General features: G+C 41.8%; 20 protein-coding genes. 15 read left to right on the top strand and 5 right to left on the bottom strand.

The window, feature by feature from the left end:
* Positions 1-100: 100 nt before the first annotated feature.
* Complete coding sequence (locus B7708_RS05890; protein WP_000162368.1) at positions 101-913, bottom strand: Cof-type HAD-IIB family hydrolase; 813 nt, start codon at positions 911-913, stop codon at positions 101-103.
* Between the two features lie 186 nt (positions 914-1,099).
* On the opposite strand from B7708_RS05890, the gene B7708_RS05885 reads away from it, so the two are divergent.
* From B7708_RS05885 to folK, 6 genes are all read left to right on the top strand, one after another.
* Entirely contained in the window at positions 1,100-2,518 is a 1,419-nt protein-coding gene (locus B7708_RS05885) for an NCS2 family permease (RefSeq protein WP_000359243.1), read from the top strand.
* Positions 2,519-2,578: 60 nt separating this feature from the next.
* On the top strand, positions 2,579-3,286 hold the full coding sequence (locus B7708_RS05880) for a CPBP family intramembrane glutamic endopeptidase (protein WP_084974444.1): 708 nt from the start codon (positions 2,579-2,581) through the stop codon (positions 3,284-3,286).
* Between the two features lie 103 nt (positions 3,287-3,389).
* Positions 3,390-4,334: a dihydropteroate synthase gene (gene folP, locus B7708_RS05875; protein WP_084974442.1), complete on the top strand. Its 945-nt coding sequence runs from the start codon at positions 3,390-3,392 to the stop codon at positions 4,332-4,334.
* A gap of 1 nt (position 4,335) precedes the next feature.
* Complete coding sequence (locus tag B7708_RS05870; protein ID WP_084974440.1) at positions 4,336-5,682, top strand: bifunctional folylpolyglutamate synthase/dihydrofolate synthase; 1,347 nt, start codon at positions 4,336-4,338, stop codon at positions 5,680-5,682.
* Positions 5,639-6,193 (top strand): GTP cyclohydrolase I FolE, encoded by a 555-nt coding sequence (gene folE / locus B7708_RS05865; RefSeq protein ID WP_084974438.1) that lies wholly within the window; start codon positions 5,639-5,641, stop codon positions 6,191-6,193. Before B7708_RS05870 ends, folE begins: the two co-directional genes overlap by 44 nt.
* A 158-nt stretch (positions 6,194-6,351) precedes the next feature.
* Positions 6,352-7,164 carry a 2-amino-4-hydroxy-6-hydroxymethyldihydropteridine diphosphokinase gene (gene folK / locus B7708_RS05860; RefSeq protein WP_084974436.1) on the top strand — a complete coding sequence of 271 codons (813 nt, stop codon included), beginning with the start codon at positions 6,352-6,354 and terminating at the stop codon, positions 7,162-7,164.
* Positions 7,165-7,211: 47 nt separating this feature from the next.
* Here the strand turns inward: folK and B7708_RS05855 are convergent, their stop codons facing one another.
* The gene (locus B7708_RS05855) at positions 7,212-7,529 is read right to left on the bottom strand and encodes a DUF960 domain-containing protein (protein WP_084974434.1); all 318 of its coding nucleotides are present in this window, start codon (positions 7,527-7,529) and stop codon (positions 7,212-7,214) included.
* A 208-nt stretch (positions 7,530-7,737) separates the two neighbouring features.
* Between B7708_RS05855 and ccpA the strand changes: the two genes are divergently transcribed.
* Positions 7,738-8,748: a catabolite control protein A gene (ccpA, locus tag B7708_RS05850; protein WP_038804599.1), complete on the top strand. Its 1,011-nt coding sequence runs from the start codon at positions 7,738-7,740 to the stop codon at positions 8,746-8,748.
* A gap of 40 nt (positions 8,749-8,788) precedes the next feature.
* Here the strand turns inward: ccpA and B7708_RS05845 are convergent, their stop codons facing one another.
* Entirely contained in the window at positions 8,789-9,751 is a 963-nt protein-coding gene (locus B7708_RS05845; protein ID WP_084974432.1) for an asparaginase, read from the bottom strand.
* 65 nt (positions 9,752-9,816) lie between these two features.
* Here B7708_RS05845 and B7708_RS05840 point away from each other — a divergent pair, with 65 nt between their 5' ends.
* On the top strand, positions 9,817-11,202 hold the full coding sequence (locus B7708_RS05840) for a Cof-type HAD-IIB family hydrolase (RefSeq protein WP_084974431.1): 1,386 nt from the start codon (positions 9,817-9,819) through the stop codon (positions 11,200-11,202).
* 35 nt (positions 11,203-11,237) lie between these two features.
* Here the strand turns inward: B7708_RS05840 and B7708_RS05835 are convergent, their stop codons facing one another.
* On the bottom strand, positions 11,238-11,690 hold the full coding sequence (locus tag B7708_RS05835; RefSeq protein WP_000079159.1) for a universal stress protein: 453 nt from the start codon (positions 11,688-11,690) through the stop codon (positions 11,238-11,240).
* A 167-nt stretch (positions 11,691-11,857) separates the two neighbouring features.
* On the opposite strand from B7708_RS05835, the gene B7708_RS05830 reads away from it, so the two are divergent.
* The 5 genes from B7708_RS05830 (at position 11,858) to B7708_RS05810 (ending at position 16,809) form a co-directional block, all read left to right on the top strand.
* Positions 11,858-12,157 (top strand): hypothetical protein, encoded by a 300-nt coding sequence (locus B7708_RS05830; protein ID WP_084974428.1) that lies wholly within the window; start codon positions 11,858-11,860, stop codon positions 12,155-12,157.
* Between the two features lie 142 nt (positions 12,158-12,299).
* Entirely contained in the window at positions 12,300-13,514 is a 1,215-nt protein-coding gene (locus B7708_RS05825; protein WP_084974426.1) for a pyridoxal phosphate-dependent aminotransferase, read from the top strand.
* A gap of 234 nt (positions 13,515-13,748) precedes the next feature.
* Positions 13,749-14,324: a DUF2625 family protein gene (locus tag B7708_RS05820; RefSeq protein WP_158085974.1), complete on the top strand. Its 576-nt coding sequence runs from the start codon at positions 13,749-13,751 to the stop codon at positions 14,322-14,324.
* A gap of 245 nt (positions 14,325-14,569) precedes the next feature.
* Complete coding sequence (gene rpmH, locus B7708_RS05815) at positions 14,570-14,704, top strand: 50S ribosomal protein L34 (protein ID WP_000831905.1); 135 nt, start codon at positions 14,570-14,572, stop codon at positions 14,702-14,704.
* 143 nt (positions 14,705-14,847) lie between these two features.
* Positions 14,848-16,809, top strand: a complete 1,962-nt coding sequence (locus B7708_RS05810; protein WP_084974424.1) for a peptide ABC transporter substrate-binding protein — start codon at positions 14,848-14,850, stop codon at positions 16,807-16,809.
* 91 nt (positions 16,810-16,900) lie between these two features.
* Here the strand turns inward: B7708_RS05810 and B7708_RS05805 are convergent, their stop codons facing one another.
* Positions 16,901-18,745 (bottom strand): APC family permease, encoded by a 1,845-nt coding sequence (locus B7708_RS05805; RefSeq protein WP_084974422.1) that lies wholly within the window; start codon positions 18,743-18,745, stop codon positions 16,901-16,903.
* Positions 18,746-18,896: 151 nt separating this feature from the next.
* Here B7708_RS05805 and B7708_RS05800 point away from each other — a divergent pair, with 151 nt between their 5' ends.
* Together B7708_RS05800 and rnmV are read left to right on the top strand one after the other, a co-directional pair.
* Positions 18,897-19,670: a TatD family hydrolase gene (locus tag B7708_RS05800; RefSeq protein ID WP_084974421.1), complete on the top strand. Its 774-nt coding sequence runs from the start codon at positions 18,897-18,899 to the stop codon at positions 19,668-19,670.
* Positions 19,670-20,245, top strand: coding sequence for a ribonuclease M5 (gene rnmV, locus B7708_RS05795; protein WP_084974419.1), 576 nt, complete (start codon positions 19,670-19,672; stop codon positions 20,243-20,245). Before B7708_RS05800 ends, rnmV begins: the two co-directional genes overlap by 1 nt.
* The last annotated feature ends 7 nt before the right edge of the window (positions 20,246-20,252 follow it).

Here is a 20,252-nt window from a genome sequence, read left to right as displayed (position 1 = left end):
AAAGATAAGGGAGTAATTTAATATAAAAAAATGAAAACAGGTCGATTAATTGAAAAATTGTGAAAATCAAAAAAGCTAGCACAAGCTAACTTTTTGAGTGTCATAGGAACAAATCTTGTAGGGTATGGGCAACACCATCTTCATCATTTGTCAGAGAGAGTTGCTCATCTGCATATGGTAGCAAATCGGGATTGGCATTCTTCATAGCATATCCCTTGCCTGCAAATGCCAACATTTCGGTGTCATTGTGCTCATCACCGAAGGCAATCAAATCTTGTCTGTCACGGTTCATAACATTGAGCAAGTATTCTAAAGCAAAGGCTTTGTTGACCCCTTTTGGTGTACATTCGAGAATGTTGAGAGGGCCTCCCCAGGTATTGATTGCTAGTTGGTGTTGGTAAAAACGATTCATCTCATCTGCTAGCGCGTATTTATCATCGACTCTTGTTTGCAAGAGGATACAGTTAGGGTCCTTGGTCACCAATTCAGATTTGAATTGATTTTCTGGTTGGAAATTTTCTACACCAAATAGTTTGGGATTGGCAATTTCTTCATTAGGAGCCGTGATATAAAATTTCTTGCGGTATTCTCCTGCAATAAAGTCGGCTTGGATATCCTCTTTGCGTTTGACCATGTCTAAGAGGTATTTTTTGTCCAAGGTCAAGCACTTTTCGTGTTCCCAAGTCTGTCCTGGTAGATGGGTAAGAGAACCGTTGAAGTTGATCATAGGTGTGTGCAACTCTAGTTCCTGATAAAATTCTTTTGCCATACGGTAAGGGCGCCCAGTAGTGATGATGACATGGTGGCCTTTTTCAGCAATTCGTTTAATTGTGTTTCGAGTAAAATCTGAAATCTTACTCTCTGAGTTGAGCAGGGTTCCGTCCAAATCGACGGCGATAATTTTTTTAGTCATATAAACCTTCCTAGTAGATCCCTGATAAGATGTCTACTATTATATCAAAAAGAAAGCAGAAAAACAGGCTTGAAACAAAAAATAAAAATTTCATTTTGTTAAATAAATCAAACAAACATATTGAAAAGGTGAATGATAAATGATATAATACTCTCATTGTTCGTAAAAAACAAAAGGAGATTAAACATGGACAAACTATTTAAACTAAAAGAGCACGGGACAGATGTCCGTACAGAGGTGCTTGCTGGTTTAACAACATTCTTTGCAATGAGTTATATTCTCTTTGTAAACCCTCAAATGCTTTCACAAACAGGGATGCCTGTCCAAGGTGTGTTCTTGGCAACGATTATCGGTTCTGTAGTTGGTACTTTGATGATGGCTTTCTATGCTAATTTGCCATACGCCCAAGCACCAGGTATGGGACTCAATGCTTTCTTCACATTTACAGTTGTATTTGGGATGGGCTATACTTGGAAAGAAGCTCTTGGTATGGTCTTCATTTGTGGAATTATTTCACTGATTATTACCTTGACAAATGTTCGTAAAATGATCATCGAATCTATTCCTACAACACTTCGTTCAGCTATTTCCGCTGGTATTGGTGTTTTCCTTGCCTATGTTGGGATTAAGAATGCTGGTCTCTTGAAATTCTCAATTGACCCAGGTACTTATACTGTAGCAGGTGAAGGAGCAGACAAGGCTCAAGCTGCACTTACTGCAAACTCAGCAGCCGTTCCAGGATTGGTAGACTTCAATACTCCAGCAGTATTGGTGGCTCTTGCTGGTCTGGCTATTACCATCTTCTTTGTTGTTAAAGGCATCAAAGGTGGAATCATTCTTTCTATTTTAACAACGACTGTGCTTGCCATTGCTGTTGGTGTTGTGAAATTATCAGGGATTGACTTCGCTAGCAACAATCTTTCATCAGCAGTTAATGACCTTGGGACTTTGTTTGGTGCCGCTCTGGGCTCAGAAGGTCTAGGATCTTTGATTTCAAACACTTCACGTTTACCAGAAACCTTGATGGCTATTCTTGCCTTCTCACTAACGGATATTTTTGATACAATTGGTACTCTTATCGGTACTGGTGAAAAAGTTGGTATCGTTGCGACAAGTGGTGAAAACCATGAGTCAGTTAAATTGGACAAGGCTCTTTACTCTGACTTGGTGGCGACTTCAGTAGGTGCCATTGCAGGTACTTCAAACGTTACGACTTATGTTGAGTCTGCGGCGGGTATCGGCGCTGGTGGACGTACTGGTTTGACAGCCCTAGTAGTTGCGATCTGTTTTGCTCTCTCTAGCTTCTTTAGCCCACTTCTAGCGATTGTTCCGACAGCTGCAACAGCGCCAATTTTAATCATCGTCGGAATCATGATGCTTTCTAACTTGAAAAACATTCCTTGGGATGATATGGCTGAAGCGGTTCCTGCCTTCTTCACATCTATCTTTATGGGATTCAGCTACTCTATCACACAAGGTATTGCTGTTGGTTTCTTGACTTATACCTTAACAAAAGTTGTCAAAGGTCAAGCCAAGGATGTGCACGTGATGATTTGGATTTTGGATGCCTTGTTCATCCTGAATTATATCAGCATGGCGCTATAAGCTATAAATGGTATAATAGAAAAAGGGGAATCTCCCCTTTTTATTATAAGGAGGTATATCATGAAGAAAAAAAGTATCTGGCAAGAAATTCTGGATAGAGGAATATGGGTGTTGATTTTTTTAATAGGATTGCTGTTATCCCAACTTCCTTTAATTTTATCTGCCCTTTTATCCGCTAGACAATTCCCACTCCTCCAGTCAGGACTCTTAGTGGCTTTGCTGTCGGTTGTTATTCTAACTGTTTTTATCTTTAGTGCGCGAAAAACAGAGATTGCGAGCTTCAATCTTTCTTTTTTCAAGGCAAAAGATCTGGCCCGCTTGGTTTTGAGTTATTTGGTTATTTTTACAAGTAACTTATTCGGCTCTGCTTTGCTTCGTCTGATGAATGAATCTACGACCAGCAACCAATCAACTATTAATAATCTGGTTCAGAATAGCTCGCTGATTTCCAGTTTTTTCTTACTGGTTCTGATTGCTCCCATTTGTGAGGAAATATTGTGTCGTGGAATTATCCCTAAAAAGATCTTCCGTGGGAAGGAGAAGTTGGGTTATCTTGTAGGTGCAGTCGTCTTTGCCTTGCTCCACACACCGACCAATCTGCCTTCTCTCCTTATCTATGGAGGAATGTCGACAGTTTTAACTTGGACAGCTTACAGAACAGAACGCTTAGAGATGTCGATCTTGCTTCATATGATTGTCAATGGTATTGCCTTTTGTTTGCTGGCTTTACTGGTTTTGATTAGTCGAAATGTAGGCTTGCCTTTCTAAACCATTTCCTTACTTGGAAAAGATAAATGCTAGCGTATCCATCTTTTTCTTTTTATGGTAAAATAGAGAAATAATGTGGTGAAAAACCTTGAGGAGTGACCTTATGTCCAATAAAGCTAGTCAGGCAAAAACAGCCATTTGCGGAATTATCAATGTAACCCCAGATTCCTTTTCGGATGGTGGGCAGTTTTTTGCTGTTGACCAGGCTCTTCAGCAAGCCCGTAAATTGATAGCAGAAGGAGCGAGCATGCTAGATATCGGTGGAGAATCAACTCGTCCGGGCAGCAGCTATGTTGAGATAGATGAGGAAATTCAACGTGTCGTTCCAGTCATCGAAGCTATCCGTGAGGAAAGTGATGTCCTCATTTCCATCGATACTTGGAAAAGTCAGGTGGCAGAGGCTGCCTTGAAAGCTGGTGCCAATTTAGTCAATGATATCACGGGTCTCATGGGAGATGAGAAAATGGCGGATGTGGTTGCTAAGGCTGGAGCGAAAGTGGTTATCATGTTTAATCCAGTCATGGCTAGACCTCAGCACCCTAGTTCGCTCATATTTCCTCGTTTTGGATTTGGGGATCCTTTTACAAATGAAGACTTGGCGTACTTTGAACAACTACCAGTAGAAGATTTGATGACCGCGTTCTTTGACCGCGCTCTAGCAAGAGCAGAAGAAGCTGGGATAGCAAAAGAAAATATCCTGCTAGATCCAGGGATTGGCTTTGGTCTGACCAAAAAAGAAAATCTGCTCCTTTTACGTGATTTGGATAAACTACACCAGCAAGGCTATCCAATCTTTCTCGGAGTTTCGCGTAAGCGATTTGTCATCAATATCCTAGAAGAAAATGGTTTTGAAGTCAATCCTGAGGCCGAACTTGGTTTCCGAAATCGGGACACCGCTTCGGCTCATGTGACTAGTATCGCTGCGAGACAGGGTGTCGAAGTGGTGCGCGTGCACGATGTAGCCAGTCATAAGATGGCAGTTGAAATTGCGTCAGCCATTCGTTTGGCAGATGATGCGGAAAATCTAGATTTAAAACAATATAAATAAGATGAAAGAAATTGAAAACAATCAGTGGATTGCCCACTATCGGACGGACCAACCGCATTTTGGCTTGGAGCGAATGGTAGAACTCCTAGCCCTGCGAGGTAATCCCCATCTCAAACTCAAGGTTATCCATATCGGAGGGACCAATGGCAAGGGATCTACCATTGCTTTTTTGAAAAAGATGCTGGAAAAGCTAGGTCTGAGAGTTGGTGTTTTCAGCTCGCCCTATCTCATTCATTATACAGACCAGATTAGCATCAATGGGGAATCCATCCCAGAAGCGAGGCTAGAAGCCCTCATGGCAGTTTATCGCTCTTTGCTTGAGGGGGAGAGGAGCGTTGCATTACAAGGAACGACTGAGTTTGAGATTATCACAGCCATAGCTTATGATTACTTTGCCTCAGAGAAAGTAGATGTGGCTATCATGGAAGTCGGCATGGGTGGACTTCTGGATAGTACCAATGTCTGTCAGCCAATTCTGACAGGAATTACGACCATTGGACTGGATCATGTGGCCCTACTTGGTGACACCTTGGAAGCCATAGCAGAGCAGAAAGCTGGTATTGTCAAACAAGGGATTCCTTTGGTGACAGGATGCATTGCTCCAGAAGCCTTGGCTGTTATCGACCATATGGCAGAAGCTAAACATGCACCGAGACTTGCCTACGGAGCAGATTATCAGGTTCGTCATCAAGAAAGTGTGGTGACGGGTGAGGTCTTTGACTATACAAGTGCTGTCAGACAAGGTCGCTTTCAGACAGGTCTGCTTGGCTTGCACCAGATAGAAAATGCGGGGATGGCGCTTGCTCTCCTAGACACTTATTGCCAGGAGACTGGGCGAGAATTAGCAAATAATGTCTTGGTTGCTCAAGCTTTGAAAGAAACCAGATGGCCAGGGCGTTTGGAGGTTCTGTCTAGCGAACCCATGATGATTTTGGATGGGGCTCATAATCCCCATGCTATCAAGGCTTTGTTGACTACTTTACAAGAACGTTTTGTTGACTATCATAAGGAAATTCTCTTTACCTGTATCAAAACCAAGGCTTTGGAGGATATGCTGGATTTGATAGAAACGGTGCCAGATAGTCAACTGACTTTAACCTGTTTTGACGATAGTCGGGCGACGGATGAAAGAGTATTGAAAGAGGCAGCTGAGTCTAGAAATCTCAACTATCAAAGTTGGCAGGATTTTCTAGAGCAGAAATTGACAGATAAAAAAGAAGAGAAACAAACAGTTAGGATTGTTACGGGCTCCTTGTATTTCTTGAGCCAAGTGAGAGCCTATCTGATGGAGAGGAAGAACGAGAATGGATATACAAAAGATCGAAACGGCTGTAAAAATGATTATTGAGGCCGTCGGTGAGGATTCTAACCGAGAGGGCTTGCAGGAAACACCTGCTCGTGTAGCCCGTATGTACCAAGAAATTTTTTCAGGTCTTGGTCAGACTGCGGAGGAACATTTGTCAAAATCCTTTGAGATTATTGATGACAATATGGTAGTGGAAAAGGATATCTTTTTCCACACCATGTGTGAACACCACTTCTTGCCCTTTTATGGTAGAGCGCATATTGCCTATATTCCAGATGGCCGTGTGGCAGGCTTGTCCAAGCTAGCCCGTACGGTTGAAGTCTACTCTAAAAAACCACAGATTCAAGAACGATTGAATATTGAAGTGGCTGATGCCTTGATGGACTATCTAGGGGCTAAGGGAGCCTTTGTTGTTATTGAAGCAGAGCATATGTGTATGAGCATGCGTGGTGTCAGAAAACCAGGCACTGCAACCTTGACAACAGTAGCTCGTGGCGTATTTGAGACGGATAAGGACCTCCGAGATCAAGCTTATCGTCTAATGGGACTATAATACTCTTCGAAAATCAAATTCAAACCACGTCAGCTTCTATCTGCAACCTCAAAACGGTGTTTTGAGCAGCCTGCGGCTAGCTTCCTAGTTTGCTCTTTGATTTTCATTGAGTATAAAAAGAATCCGCTTCATGCGGATTTTTCTAGAAAGGAATCATTATGGATCAACTGCAGATTAAAGATTTGGAAATTTTTGCTTATCACGGGCTTTTTCCTAGTGAAAAAGAGCTAGGGCAAAAGTTTGTCATTTCGGCGACCCTATCCTATGATATGACCAAGGCAGCGACAGACTTGGATTTGGCGGCTTCTATTCATTATGGGGAACTTTGTCAGCAGTGGACAACTTGGTTTCAGGAAACCACTGAGGACTTGATTGAAACAGTAGCCTACAAACTAGTTGAACGTACCTTTGAGACCTATCCTCTTGTCCAAGAAATTGAGTTGGAACTCAAAAAACCTTGGGCTCCAGTGCATTTACCGCTAGATACCTGCTCGGTGACCATCCACCGTCGTAAGCAACGGGCTTTTATCGCCCTAGGAAGCAATATGGGGGATAAGCAAGCAAACTTGGAACAAGCTATCGACAAACTGCGAGTTCGTGGTATCCATATTCTCAAAGAGTCCAGTGTCTTGACGACGGAGCCTTGGGGTGGTGTGGAACAGGATAGTTTTGCCAATCAGGTGATTGAAGTAGAAACCTGGCTACCCGCACCAGTCTTGTTAGAAACCTTGTTAGCCATTGAGTCAGAAATGGGACGAGTGAGAGAAGTGCATTGGGGGCCTCGTTTGATTGATTTGGACTTGCTCTTTGTAGAGGACCAGGTCATTTACACAGACGACCTCATCTTGCCTCATCCTTATATAGCAGAACGCCTCTTTGTTCTTGAGCCGTTAGTGGAAATAGCTCCCCATTTTATTCATCCAATCTTAAAACAACCAATTCGCCACTTGTATCAAGAATTGAACAAATAGAAAAAAACTCTAGTTCCTCAGCAGTTTGCGCCGAGAAGCTAGAGTTTTTAAAATAGGTCATTTTCTTCAGGAAGGAGGATGGTTTCTTTCCCGTCCATGTCTAAAACAAGAACTCGAGGAGGGTAAAGAGGGTCGAAGGGATGATTAAAATCAAAGTCGATACTAGTTGGCAGGTGCTGGCTAGAGAAATGGAAGGTAATTGTCCCCTTGTTATTGAGAAGTTGAAATTCAAGTTCTTCTTCTAATTCAAAGACATTTTTCAAGAAATGATCGATAATATACCACAAAGAGTCGATGACATCGTCAGGTAGGCTGGTCACAACACCAAAACTAGCAGAACGCCTCTGAGTATTTGTAAAAGCCATAATTATCCCCTCCCTCTTTTATTTTTCCTTATCATACAGCAAAATATCTCAAAAATCAAGAAATCGTACTCGCTTTTTCAAAATGGGAATAGGTTGTGAAATTTTTTCAAAGTTTCTCTAAAAAATACTTGAAAGTGTTTACAATAAGTGATAAAATGGAGTAAGCAGATGTATGAAAGCGAAATTTTCAATATAGAAAGGAAACAGAATGAACACAGATGATACAGTAACGATTTATGATGTTGCCCGTGAAGCTGGTGTTTCCATGGCAACTGTTAGCCGTGTAGTGAATGGCAATAAGAACGTCAAAGAGAATACTCGTAAAAAAGTTCTAGAGGTGATTGATCGTCTTGACTACCGTCCAAATGCGGTAGCGCGTGGCTTGGCCAGCAAGAAAACCACGACAGTTGGTGTTGTGATTCCAAATATCACCAATGGCTATTTTTCAACCCTAGCCAAGGGGATTGATGATATTGCAGAGATGTATAAGTACAATATCGTCCTAGCCAACAGTGATGAAGACGATGAAAAAGAAGTTTCAGTAGTTAATACTCTCTTTTCAAAACAGGTTGACGGGATCATTTTTATGGGCTATCACTTGACTGAAAAGATTCGTTCAGAATTTTCTCGATCTCGGACACCAGTTGTCCTTGCAGGAACAGTGGATATCGAACACCAGTTGCCAAGTGTTAATATTGACTACAAACAAGCAACGATTGATGCAGTAACTCATTTGCTTCAGGAAAATGAAAAGATTGCCTTTGTCAGTGGGCCACTTGTTGATGATATCAATGGTAAAATTCGATTGATTGGTTACAAGGAAGCCTTGAAAAAGGCAGGAATCCCTTATAGCGAGGGCTTGGTATTTGAGTCTAAATACAGCTATAATGATGGCTATGCCTTGGCAGAGCGCTTGGTTTCTTCACAGGCTACAGCCGCGGTTGTGACAGGTGATGAATTGGCTGCGGGTGTGTTAAATGGCTTGGCAGATCACGGTATTTCTGTACCAGAAGAGTTTGAAATCATCACGACAGATGATTCTCAAATTGCACGATTCACTCGTCCAAACTTAACGACAATTGCTCAACCTCTATACGACCTTGGTGCTATCAGTATGCGTATGTTGACCAAGATTATGCATAAAGAAGAGTTGGAAGAACGTGAAGTTCTCCTGCCTCACGGTTTGACAGAACGTCGTTCGACACGAAAACGTAAATAGAAAAAATCAGGGAATCGAGAAGATTTCCTGATTTTCAATTTTAACCTTCCATGTAATTGCGAAGTTCTTGTCCTTTTAGCCCAGCGTTGATAGCAATCAATAATTTGAGGCGAGCTTTTTGAGCATTGAGTTCTTTGACAAAGAAAACGCCAGACTCTTGTAATTGAACTCCTCCGCCCGGATAGGCGTAAACGGGCTCTGCAATTCCGTTAAAGCATCGTGAGACCAAGGCGACTGGAATGTCTTTTTGGAGGAGACTTTCTAATTTTTGAGCTGTTTCTTTGGGTACATTACCTGCTCCAAAAGCTTGAACGACTAATCCATCTAGGTGATCTAGGTCAAGCATGTCAATCAGCTCATCGGTCATTCCTGCATAAGCGGAGATGATGGGAACCAGACCTTGAATATGTTCGAGATCAAAACGGACACGAGGCTCAGCTGTTTTGAAGTAGAGGATTTCTTGCTTCATGATGAGACCGAGAGGCCCGTGAGTAGGAGTTTGAAAGGTACCGACGTTGGTCGTATGGGTTTTGGTAACATACTTTGCTGCGTGAATCTCATCATTCATGACGACCAGCACACCCTTGTCGGCTGCTTTGTCATCGCTGGCGACTCGTAAAGCACTCAGATAATTATAAACTCCATCACTACCGAGTTCGTTTGAACTACGCATAGCTCCTGTTAGAACAATGGGCATGTGTGGGATTTCCATGGTATCAAGAAAGTAAGCTGTTTCTTCTAAGGTATCTGTACCATGTGTGATGACAACTCCATCGTAGTTATTAGCTTCCTCTTTAATTTTATGATAGAGCGCAAGCATATGCTTGGGTTTGATATGGGGACTTGGCAGGTTAAAAAGGTCTAGGGCATGAACCTCAATCCCTTCAAGTGGATTGGATACATGGTTCATGGGATTGTCCTGGCTGGTCACAACTGCGCCAGAGGCGTCTGCTTGCATGGAAATAGTCCCACCTGTATGTAAAACAAGGATTTTCTTAGGCATGAATTACTCACTCTTTCTGAAATGTGGTATAATCATTGTAACACAAAAGGGGAGAATGGGATAGGATGGAAGTCAAAGCTGTTTTTTTTGATATCGATGGAACGCTAGTCAACGATCGCAAGAGTGTTTTGAAATCCACTAAGGACGCGATTAAGATTGTTAAAGAGCAAGGGGTGCTTGTTGGAGTGGCGACAGGACGGGGGCCTTTCTTTGTCAAGGAATTGATGGAAGATTTAGATCTGGATTTTGCAATAACTTATAACGGACAATATATCTTTAATAAAGAAAAAGTTTTATTTGCTAGTCCGATTGCTAAGTCAAGCCTGCGTCAATTGATTGCCTATGCTAAAAAAGAGCGAAAAGAAATCGCTCTTGGAACCGAGCATGCTGTTGTTGGTTCGAAAATTATGTCATTTGGTCTCGGCTCCTTTTCCCAATTGGTTAGCCGTTTCATTCCAACTGGCTTAACAAGAACCGTTAGCCGTTCCTTTAATCGAATGGTTAGTAAGGCAGTCCCTCAAAAGGAAGATGACCTACTTCGTTTGATCAATGAGCCAATCTATCAAGTGTTAATGCTGATGACTCCTGAAGAATCTGAGAAAGCTGCAAGTGATTTTGAAGATTTAAAATTAACTCGAAGCAATCCCTTCGCTGCGGATATCATCAACCAAGGAAATTCCAAACTAGAAGGCATTCGCCGAGTCGGGAAAGAGTATGGTTTTGATCTCAACCAAGTCATGGCCTTTGGTGATTCCGATAATGACCTAGAAATGTTGGCAGGTGTCGGTATGTCAGTCGCTATGGGAAATGGTAGTAGCAGCGTCAAAGAAGTTGCCAAGCACATTACTGCAAGTAACCAACAAGATGGCATCCATAAGGCGCTCGAGCACTTTGGTGTTTTGGCTTCAGAAAAAGTGTTTGTCAGTCGAGACTACCACTTTAATAAGGTCAAGACCTTCCACCACATGATGGATGAACGGACTCAAGAAGAGCCGCAAGAATGGGATATTGAAGGGGCGACTCATCGTGCAGACTTTAAAATTGAAGAATTAGTAGAGTTTGTCCGCGCGGCAAGTTCTTCGGAGGAAGAATTCCAAAACTCCCTTGCAAGCATGCATGAGGCACTTGACAAGGCGGCAGAAAAGGTAAGGCAAAAAACGCCTGCCCAAAAAGATCTAATCGGGCAGGTTGATGCCCTAATCGATACACTGTATTTTACTTACGGCAGTTTTGCCCTGATGGGAGTGGATCCAGAACGCATCTTTGATATTGTGCATGAGGCAAACATGGGGAAGGTTTTTCCTGATGGAAAAGCCCATTTTGATCCAGTTACACATAAAATCTTAAAACCGGATGACTGGGATGAAAAATATGCTCCAGAACCTGCTATCAGAAAGGAACTGCAGCGTCAGCTCAAGGCTTATGAGCGACATAAAGAGAGAAATAAGTAAGAAAAAAGGGAGCCTAGCAGGCTCCTTTTGTGTTCCTATAATGTTTTTTCTTGTTCTCTCACGACCAGCAAATCAACTTTTGCGTGGCGGAGGATGTATTCAGATGAAGAGCCAACCAAGAGGCGTTCAAAGGCATTAAGACCTGTTGCACCGACGAGAATCAAGTCAACATTTTCTGCGTCTGGAATGGTACGGGCAAGGAGAGTTTTTGGATTTCCCATTTCGATGACGGTATGAATATCGGTCACACCCGCATCTTTTGCACGTTTTTCGTACTCTTTCATCAAACTTTCAGCGTCGACTTGGAGTTCTTCGTAAACTTCAGCATCAAAGGTAGACACGCTTTGAAGAGCGCGTGTGTCAATAACATGGGCAATGGTGAGTTTGGAATCATTGCGTAGAGCAGTGTAAACACCTTTAACAAAAGCCAAGTCTGCCTCTTTAGAACCATCAATTGCAACCATAACATTTTGGTAACGTTGTGCCATAATGAAACCTCCTGAAATTTTCTTACTTTTATTGTAATCCTTTTCACTAAAGAAGTAAAGTAAAAATCATATTTAAATAAATATTATCGGAGATTCGATTTGGTGGAGATATGTTAAAATAAAAGAAAACGGGATAGTAGGAAACATAGTGAGGGGGATGAGAAAGTATGAAAGATTTTGTTCAAGCTTCTAAAAAAATAAGTCTTCTTTATCATGGAATTATCCTTGCGTCACTTGTAGGAGAAGTAGTGATGCTTTGGCAGCTGGAAAGAGTCGTGCCCGTTCTCTATCCAGGTTTTGTTGGCTTTCTTCTCTTTCATTTAGTCTACCACATCATTTTATTTGTGATTGCAAAGAGAAGTGGTCGCTTGGACTATTTGGTCACGTGGGGGCTCTTTCTCATGTTTAATCTTTTGTATGATTCCTTTTTAGCATTGGTCTTCCTAGGTTTGTCTTTTGGTATGTGAAAAATGATTCTTCCTTCTAGTTATTTAGACGGTGAGAACCTAGTCGTTGTGAGTTTTTTCTTTGTTTGCTCATTTCAGGAAACTTGTCGCAATCCCTTTCTAGTGGTATAATGTTACTATCTCGATGAATTGAGGAAACAAGATGAAAGAATATAACAAGTCTAGTAAGTTAGAGCATGTTGCCTATGATATCCGTGGCCCTGTTTTGGAAGAAGCCATGCGTATGCGAGCAAATGGTGAAAAGATTTTACGTCTGAATACAGGGAATCCAGCAGAATTTGGCTTTACAGCGCCAGATGAGGTCATTCATGACTTGATTATGAATGCGCGTGATAGTGAGGGATATTCTGACTCCAAAGGGATTTTCTCAGCCCGTAAGGCCATCATGCAGTATTGCCAACTGAAGAACTTCCCCAATGTGGACATTGATGATATCTACCTTGGAAATGGTGTCAGTGAGCTGATTGTTATGTCCATGCAGGGGCTTTTGGATAATGGCGATGAGGTCTTGGTGCCTATGCCAGACTATCCTCTCTGGACAGCCGCGGTCAGCCTAGCTGGGGGAAATGCCGTTCACTATATCTGTGATGAAGCTGCAGAATGGTACCCTGATATTGACGATATCAAGTCAAAAATTACTTCCAATACCAAGGCCATCGTCCTTATCAACCCAAATAACCCAACTGGAGCCCTTTATCCTAAGGAACTTTTGTTGGAGATTATTGAGATTGCCCGTCAAAACGATTTGATCATCTTTGCGGACGAAATCTATGACCGCATGGTAATGGATGGACATGTACACACGCCTGTGGCAAGCTTGGCACCAGATGTCTTCTGCGTCAGCATGAATGGTCTTTCAAAATCGCATCGTATCGCTGGTTTTCGTGTAGGTTGGATGGTTTTGTCTGGACCTAAGACCCATGTTAAAGGCTATATCGAAGGTCTCAATATGCTGTCCAATATGCGCCTTTGCTCTAATGTTTTGGCCCAGCAAGTTGTACAAACATCACTAGGTGGGCACCAGTCAGTGGATGAATTGCTCCTTCCAGGTGGACGGATCTACGATCAAAGAAACTTTATCTATAATGCCATTCAAGATATCCCAGGTTTATCTGCGGTCAAGCCAAAGGCAGGTCTTTATATCTTTCCTAAAATCGATCGCAATATGTACCGCATCGATGACGATGAACAGTTTGTCCTTGATTTCTTGAAGCAGGAAAAGGTTCTCTTGGTTCATGGTCGCGGCTTTAACTGGCAAGAACCAGACCATTTCCGCATTGTTTATCTTCCTCGTGTAGATGAATTAGCACAAATCCAAGAAAAGATGACTCGTTTCTTAAAACAGTATCGTAGATAAGGGTTCTATAGGGTTCAGCTAGATTTTAGCGTTTTATCTCAGAGAAAGCGAACGTTTTTATGATTTAAACGTTACCTCTCTGAGATTTTTATTTTCTTGGAAGAATACTGGGCAGGTATAACATCTTAAAAGATTAGAATTTATTATTAGAATCTTTAATATTACAAACATTAGTAACTATGAACTACAAGAGTAAAGATGAATAGTGGAGAATAGGTAGATAAAATGATAACTATGAGAGAGATTCTTGAAAAATTTGATGAAAGTTCCAATGATATTAAGTTTTTAGAATTTAATAAAAAAATAACGGATACTATAGAAACACCACAAGAACTGAAGTTTATCTTAGAACATTTTTCTTATATAACTGTTAATGGTTATTTAAAGATTTTGGGGAATGACTCAGAGAATGGATTCATCTATTGTAATGAATTGTTTTCAAAATGTTATAATCCTAATCGTTGTTTGATAGCTTATGATATTTTGGGTGGTCTATTTGCAATAAATATTGAAAAATTAAATTCAATAGAATATTTTACCCCCGATACATTAGAATGGGAGGATTTGGAGATAGATTATAAGGGATTTTTATATTGGGTGACTACAAATCAGTTAGACCTATTTTATCAAGAACTTATAGTATCAGATTTGTTCAAATTAGATTTATCGCTTGAAACGAATGAAGTTGTTTTGACCTATCCATTTATGTGGTCAATGGAGTACACTCCATCAGGTGCAGTTAGAAAAATAGTTCCTTTTAAAGAATTGTTAGAAATGAATGCTGATTTTTGCAGACAGTTTGGGATATGAAATCGGTGGATTCAATATAGGAAATGTATGTTAGCAAGAATTATTTTTTACTGATTTATTCGCATCTGAAGAGAATGTTACTCTTAACTGTTTCTGATAAGGGCTTTCATAGGAAAAGCTAGAAAACATTTGCTTGGAGCTATTGACAAAAGTGGCAGAATCAGATAGAATAGTAAAGTATGTTTAGTAACTGATCACTTTATAGCCGGCTAAACGAATACAAAATCTATGAGGAGGTATTCATCGTGAAACGTACTTATCAACCAAGTAAACTTCGTCGTGCGCGCAAACACGGATTCCGTAACCGTATGTCAACTAAAAACGGTCGTCGCGTATTGGCAGCTCGTCGTCGTAAAGGACGCAAAGTTTTGGCTGCTTAATCCAAACGAATTCAATAAAGAAGTCAGTAGGAACTCGAGTCTACTGGCTTTTCTTTTTTCCTATAATATCAGTCTGTAAATGCTTTATATTTTTTCTGAAATAATGTATAATGTTTCATATACTATAAAAATGGAGAACAGTTATGAAGAAATCAAAAGCCCTCCTACTAGGGGCTGGAATTTTGAGTGCAAGCTTCTTGATGGTGGCTTGTAGTTCGGCACAATCAAATACAGATAAAACCTACTCATATGTATTTGCTAGCAATCCAGATACATTAGACTATATCACTTCGACACGTGGTTCGACTTCTAGCATTACGACAAACTTGATCGATGGTTTGTTGGAAAATGATAAGTACGGCAACCTCGTTCCTTCTATGGCGGAGTCATGGACAGTATCAAAAGACGGTTTGACCTATACCTACAAAATCCGCCAAGGGGCTAAGTGGTATACCTCTGAAGGAGAAGAGTACGCTGAAGTGACAGCCCATGACTTTGTGACAGGTCTCAAGTATGCAGCGGATAAAAAGGCTGAGAACTTGTACTTGGTACGGGATTCAATCAAAGGTTTGGCAGATTATGTCGAAGGGAAAACATCTGACTTTGAGACGGTTGGAGTCAAGGCAGTGGACGACTATACTCTCCAATACACCTTGAACAAGCCAGAGTCTTATTGGAATTCAAAGACAACAGGGGGAATTTTGAGTCCTGTCAATGAAGCCTTTTTGAAATCTAAGGGAGATGATTTTGGAAGTGTTACCCCATCTAGTATCCTGTCAAATGGGCCATACTTGTTTAAGTCTTTCACATCAAAATCTTTAATTGAGTTTGAAAAGAACCCTAATTACTGGGATAAGGACAACGTCAAGATTGAGAAGGTAAAACTTTCCTTCTATGATGGTTCAGACCAAGATAGTTTGGCTCGAGGATTCTTAGAAGGCAACTACACAGATGGCCGTATCTTCCCGACAAGCTCTGTCTTTGACCAGTTGAAAAAAGGGAATGAAGATAAGATTACCTATACTCCTCAGGATGCTGTGACTTTCTACTATCTCTTCAATGTCAACCGTCAAAGTTACAATCAAACCATGAAACAGACGGATAAAGAAAAGACGGATTCGCGTCTAGCTATGCAAAATAAGGACTTCCGTCAGGCGATTAACTTTGCCTTTGACCGTCATGCCTACGCTGCCCAGACAAATGGAGAAGATGGAGCTGATCGTATCCTTCGAAACACAGTCACACCAAGCAACTTTGTTCAAATCGGTGGGAAAAACTTTGGAGATGCTGTCAATGAAAAGATAGTCAACTATGGTTCAGAGTGGGCTAATGTCAATCTAAACGACGCTCAGCCCGCCTTCTTGAATGCTGACAAAGCCAAGGCAGAATTTGCCAAAGCCAAAGAAAGTTTACAAGCAGAAGGTGTGACCTTCCCAATCCATTTAGACATGCCAGTGGACCAGACTGCTAAGTTGGACGTACAACAAGCCAGTTCTTTCAAGCAGACGGTTGAGGAGACACTTGGATCAGATAATATTGTTATCGATGTGATTCAACTTTCTCCAGACGAGAAAGACAATGCAACCTTCTTTGCTGACACAGCTGAACAAAAGGACTATGACATCGACATCTCAGGCTGGAGCGGAGATTACTCTGATCCTAAGACCTATCTTGACCTCTTGGATCCAGACTCTGGTTCTCAGCTAAAAAATCTTGGCTTGACTCCAGGAAAAGACAATGATGTTAAGGAAAAAATCGGTCTCTCTACCTACAAGAAGTTGTTGGATGAGGCAGATAAAGAAGTTGAAAACACTCAGGTTCGCTATGAGAAATTTGCCGAAGTTCAAGCTTGGCTAACAGATAGTGCTCTCTTTCTGCCGGTTCAAAGTGGAGGAGCTAATCCAATCTTCCGTAAGACTGTACCGTTCACAGGAGCCTTCTCATTTGTCGGACACAAAGGGGATGCGGACAACTACAAATACCTTGAGTTGCAAAAAGATCCCGTGACTGCGAAACAGTACCAAGAGCTTTATGAAAAATGGCAAAAAGAAAAAACTGAGTCCAACAAAAAAGCCCAAGAAGATCTAGCTAACCACATTCAATAATATTCCTAGTCATGCTTTTTAGTTAAGCATAGTGGCTGGATTCAGAAAAAGGCCCCACCAGACGCTTTTTGGTTCTGGTAGGGCCTTTTCTTTATTCTTTTAAGTGATATGAGTAGCTAGCGACAACGACGTCCTGGTGCCAACGAAGGGCGTATTTGAGTTTGAGGCTCATTTGATTGTGCAGGATATTTTGCCAAGGTTTGTTAGGAATAAACTGTGGTACAAGGACTGTAACGGTGTAGTTTTTTTGCTTAGCTTCTTGGGCGATTCGTTTGACATACTTAACACTAGGGGTGATGATGTCGCGGTAACTGGTATTGATATTCTTCAGAGTGATATTTGGGAAGTAGTCGGCAAATTCCTGAAGAATTTCTTGGTCTTTTTCTGCCGTTTCTTTAGTAGAAATGTGCATGGCTAACACTTCATCACCGATACTTTGAGCGTAGTTAATGGCTCCGACACTTACTCGAGTAACATTCCCTACTAGAACAAGGACAAGGTTGCCGTCATAAGTGCGCTTTTCAATTCCTTCGTAGAGTCGTAGCTGTTTTGCCACTTTTTGGTAATGGCTGTGAATGGACAAAAAGAGGAAAGTAAGAACTAGGATAATTGGGAAGAATGGCCAGATATCACCCAGTCTGAAGAGGAGTAAAATGAGAACGATAGCATAACAAATGATGGCCCCAAGGATATTAGCAAAGGCTGGTTTTAAAAAGTTTGCTCCTTTTTCCTTTTTCCAATGGCGAATCATCCCAGTCTGAGAAAGGGCAAAGGGAACGAAGACACCGATAGTATAAAGAGGAATCAGGCGTTCAGTATTCCCGTTAAAAATGAGAAGAAGGATCATAGCTCCAAAAGCCAGAGTTAGGATACCGTTGGAGTAGCCAAGGCGATCCCCCTTTTCCATAAAGAGATGGGGCATGTACTTGTTTTTAGCCATATTGTAAGCCAGCATAGGGAAGGCTGAAAAGCCAGTATTTGCAGCTACAGCTAGAATTAAGGCTGTCGAGAACTGGAAGAGATAGTAGCTAGCATGACCAAAGAATGAATCACCAAGAATGCCCTTGGCCATTTGCGAGAGGATGGTTTCTCCGTGTTGAGGCGTGATACCCATCCAGTAGTTTAGGAAGGTAATGCCTGCAAAAAGAAATCCTAAAATCAGCGACATGATGGTCAAGGTCTGAGCAGCATTCTTTTCTTTCGGAGTTTTGAAAAATGGTACCGCATTTGAAATAGCCTCAACCCCTGTCAGAGAGGCAGAGCCACTGGTAAAGGCTCTCAATAGGAGAACGATGGAAAGGCTCGGAACAGTTTGTCCAATGGTTGAAGTCGCCTGATAGTTTAGGGAACCTGTAAATAGTTGAAAGAACCCATAAAGCAAGAGAAAGACGGTACTGAAGATAAAGAGGTAGACGGGAATCATCAGAGAGCTGGCAGATTCTTTTAATCCTCTTAAATTCAAGAGCATGAGCAGGCAGACTAGGAAAATAGAGATATGAAGATTATAGGGATGGAGGGCAGGGATGGCTGCTGTAATAGCATCAGCTCCAGACGCAACGGATACGGCTACTGTCAGCATATAGTCAACAAGGAGGCTGCCCCCTGCAATCAAGCCTAGTTCAGGAGAGAGATTTTCCCGAGTGACCATATAAGCCCCACCACCTTGAGGATAGGCGTGAATAATTTGACGATAGGAAATGGTCAAACTAGCGAGGAGTAAGAGGACAAAAATACCGATAGGGAGGCTCCACCAAATAGCGAGAGGAGAGAGACTGACTAAAACGAGGATGACTTGTTCAGGTCCATAGGCAATAGAAGACAGGGCATCACTGGATAACATTGCAAGTGCCTGCATTTTTCCAAGTAATCCCCCGTCACCATATGTGAGAGACTTGAGTGGTCGACCGATAAAGGTATATTTTAATTTTCTAAACATTTTCTTTTCCTTTGATGAAAATTTCAATAAGTGTTATTATACTGCTTTGAAAAAAGGCAGTCAAGGGAGAATGATCGGTATTAGAATATTTTTACAAGCCGGGGGCTGCTATTTTTGGTATAATAGATGGAAGAAAATGAGGTTAGAAGAGATGATTTTTGATACGCACACACATTTAAATGTAGAAGAATTTGCAGGACGTGAGGAGGAAGAGCTTGCCTTGGCTGCTGAGATGGGTGTGACACAGATGAATATTGTTGGTTTTGATAAACCAACCATTGAACGAGCCCTAGAGTTGGCAGATGAGTATGAGCAACTCTACGCAACTATTGGCTGGCATCCGACGGAAGCAGGGACTTACACAGATGAGGTCGAAGCTTACTTGCTTGAAAAACTAAAACATCCCAAGGTTGTTGCCTTGGGGGAGATTGGTCTGGACTACCATTGGATGACAGCACCTAAGGAAGTGCAGGAACAGGTTTTTCGTCGTCAGATTCAGCTGTCTAAGGACTTGAATTTGCCTTTTGTGGTCCATACCCGTGATGCGTTAGAAGATACCTATGAGATTATCAAGAGCGAAGGTGTTGGTCCTCGTGGTGGGATTATGCACTCATTTTCAGGCTCTCTCGAGTGGGCTGAGAAGTTTGTCGAGCTTGGCATGACCATTTCTTTCTCGGGAGTGGTGACCTTTAAGAAAGCGACGGATATCCAAGAAGCTGCTAAAGAGCTACCTTTGGATAAAATTTTGGTAGAAACAGATGCCCCTTACTTGGCACCAGTTCCTAAACGTGGTCGCGAAAACAAAACAGCCTATACACGCTATGTGGTAGATTTTATCGCGGATTTACGTGGGATGACGACCGAGGAGTTAGCAGTTATAACGACTGCAAATGCAGAGCGTATCTTTGGATTGGACAGCAAGTGATGAAAGAAAAAATTTCCCAAGTCATCGTGGTCGAAGGTCGCGATGATACGGTCAATCTCAAACGTTACTTTGATGTAGATACCTATGAGACACGAGGTTCGGCCATTAATGATCAGGATATAGAGCGGATTCGTCACCTGCATGAATTGCATGGAGTCATTGTCTTTACCGATCCAGATTTTAATGGGGAGCGGATTCGTCGCATGATTATGACGGCCATTCCAACGGTACAGCATGCCTTTCTCAAGCGAAATGAGGCTGTTCCCAAATCTAAGTCCAAGGGACGTTCTCTGGGAATTGAACACGCCAGCTATGAAGACCTAAAAACAGCGCTGGCTCAGGTGACAGAGCAATTTGAAAACGAGAGTCAGTTTGACATCAGTCGGAGCGACTTGATTCGCCTAGGTTTCCTAGCGGGAGCAGACAGTCGTAGACGCCGAGAGTATCTAGGCGAACAGCTCCGCATCGGCTATTCCAACGGCAAGCAACTCCTCAAGCGCTTAGAGTTGTTTGGAGTAACCTTGGCAGAAGTGGAAGAGGCTATGAAAAGTTATGAGAAAGACTCTAAAGTGTAGAGAATTA

This window comes from Streptococcus oralis subsp. dentisani, from assembly GCF_002096615.1.
GTDB classification, from domain to species: Bacteria; Bacillota; Bacilli; order Lactobacillales; family Streptococcaceae; genus Streptococcus; species Streptococcus oralis_U.
This window is presented reverse-complemented; position numbering and strand designations above follow the sequence as displayed.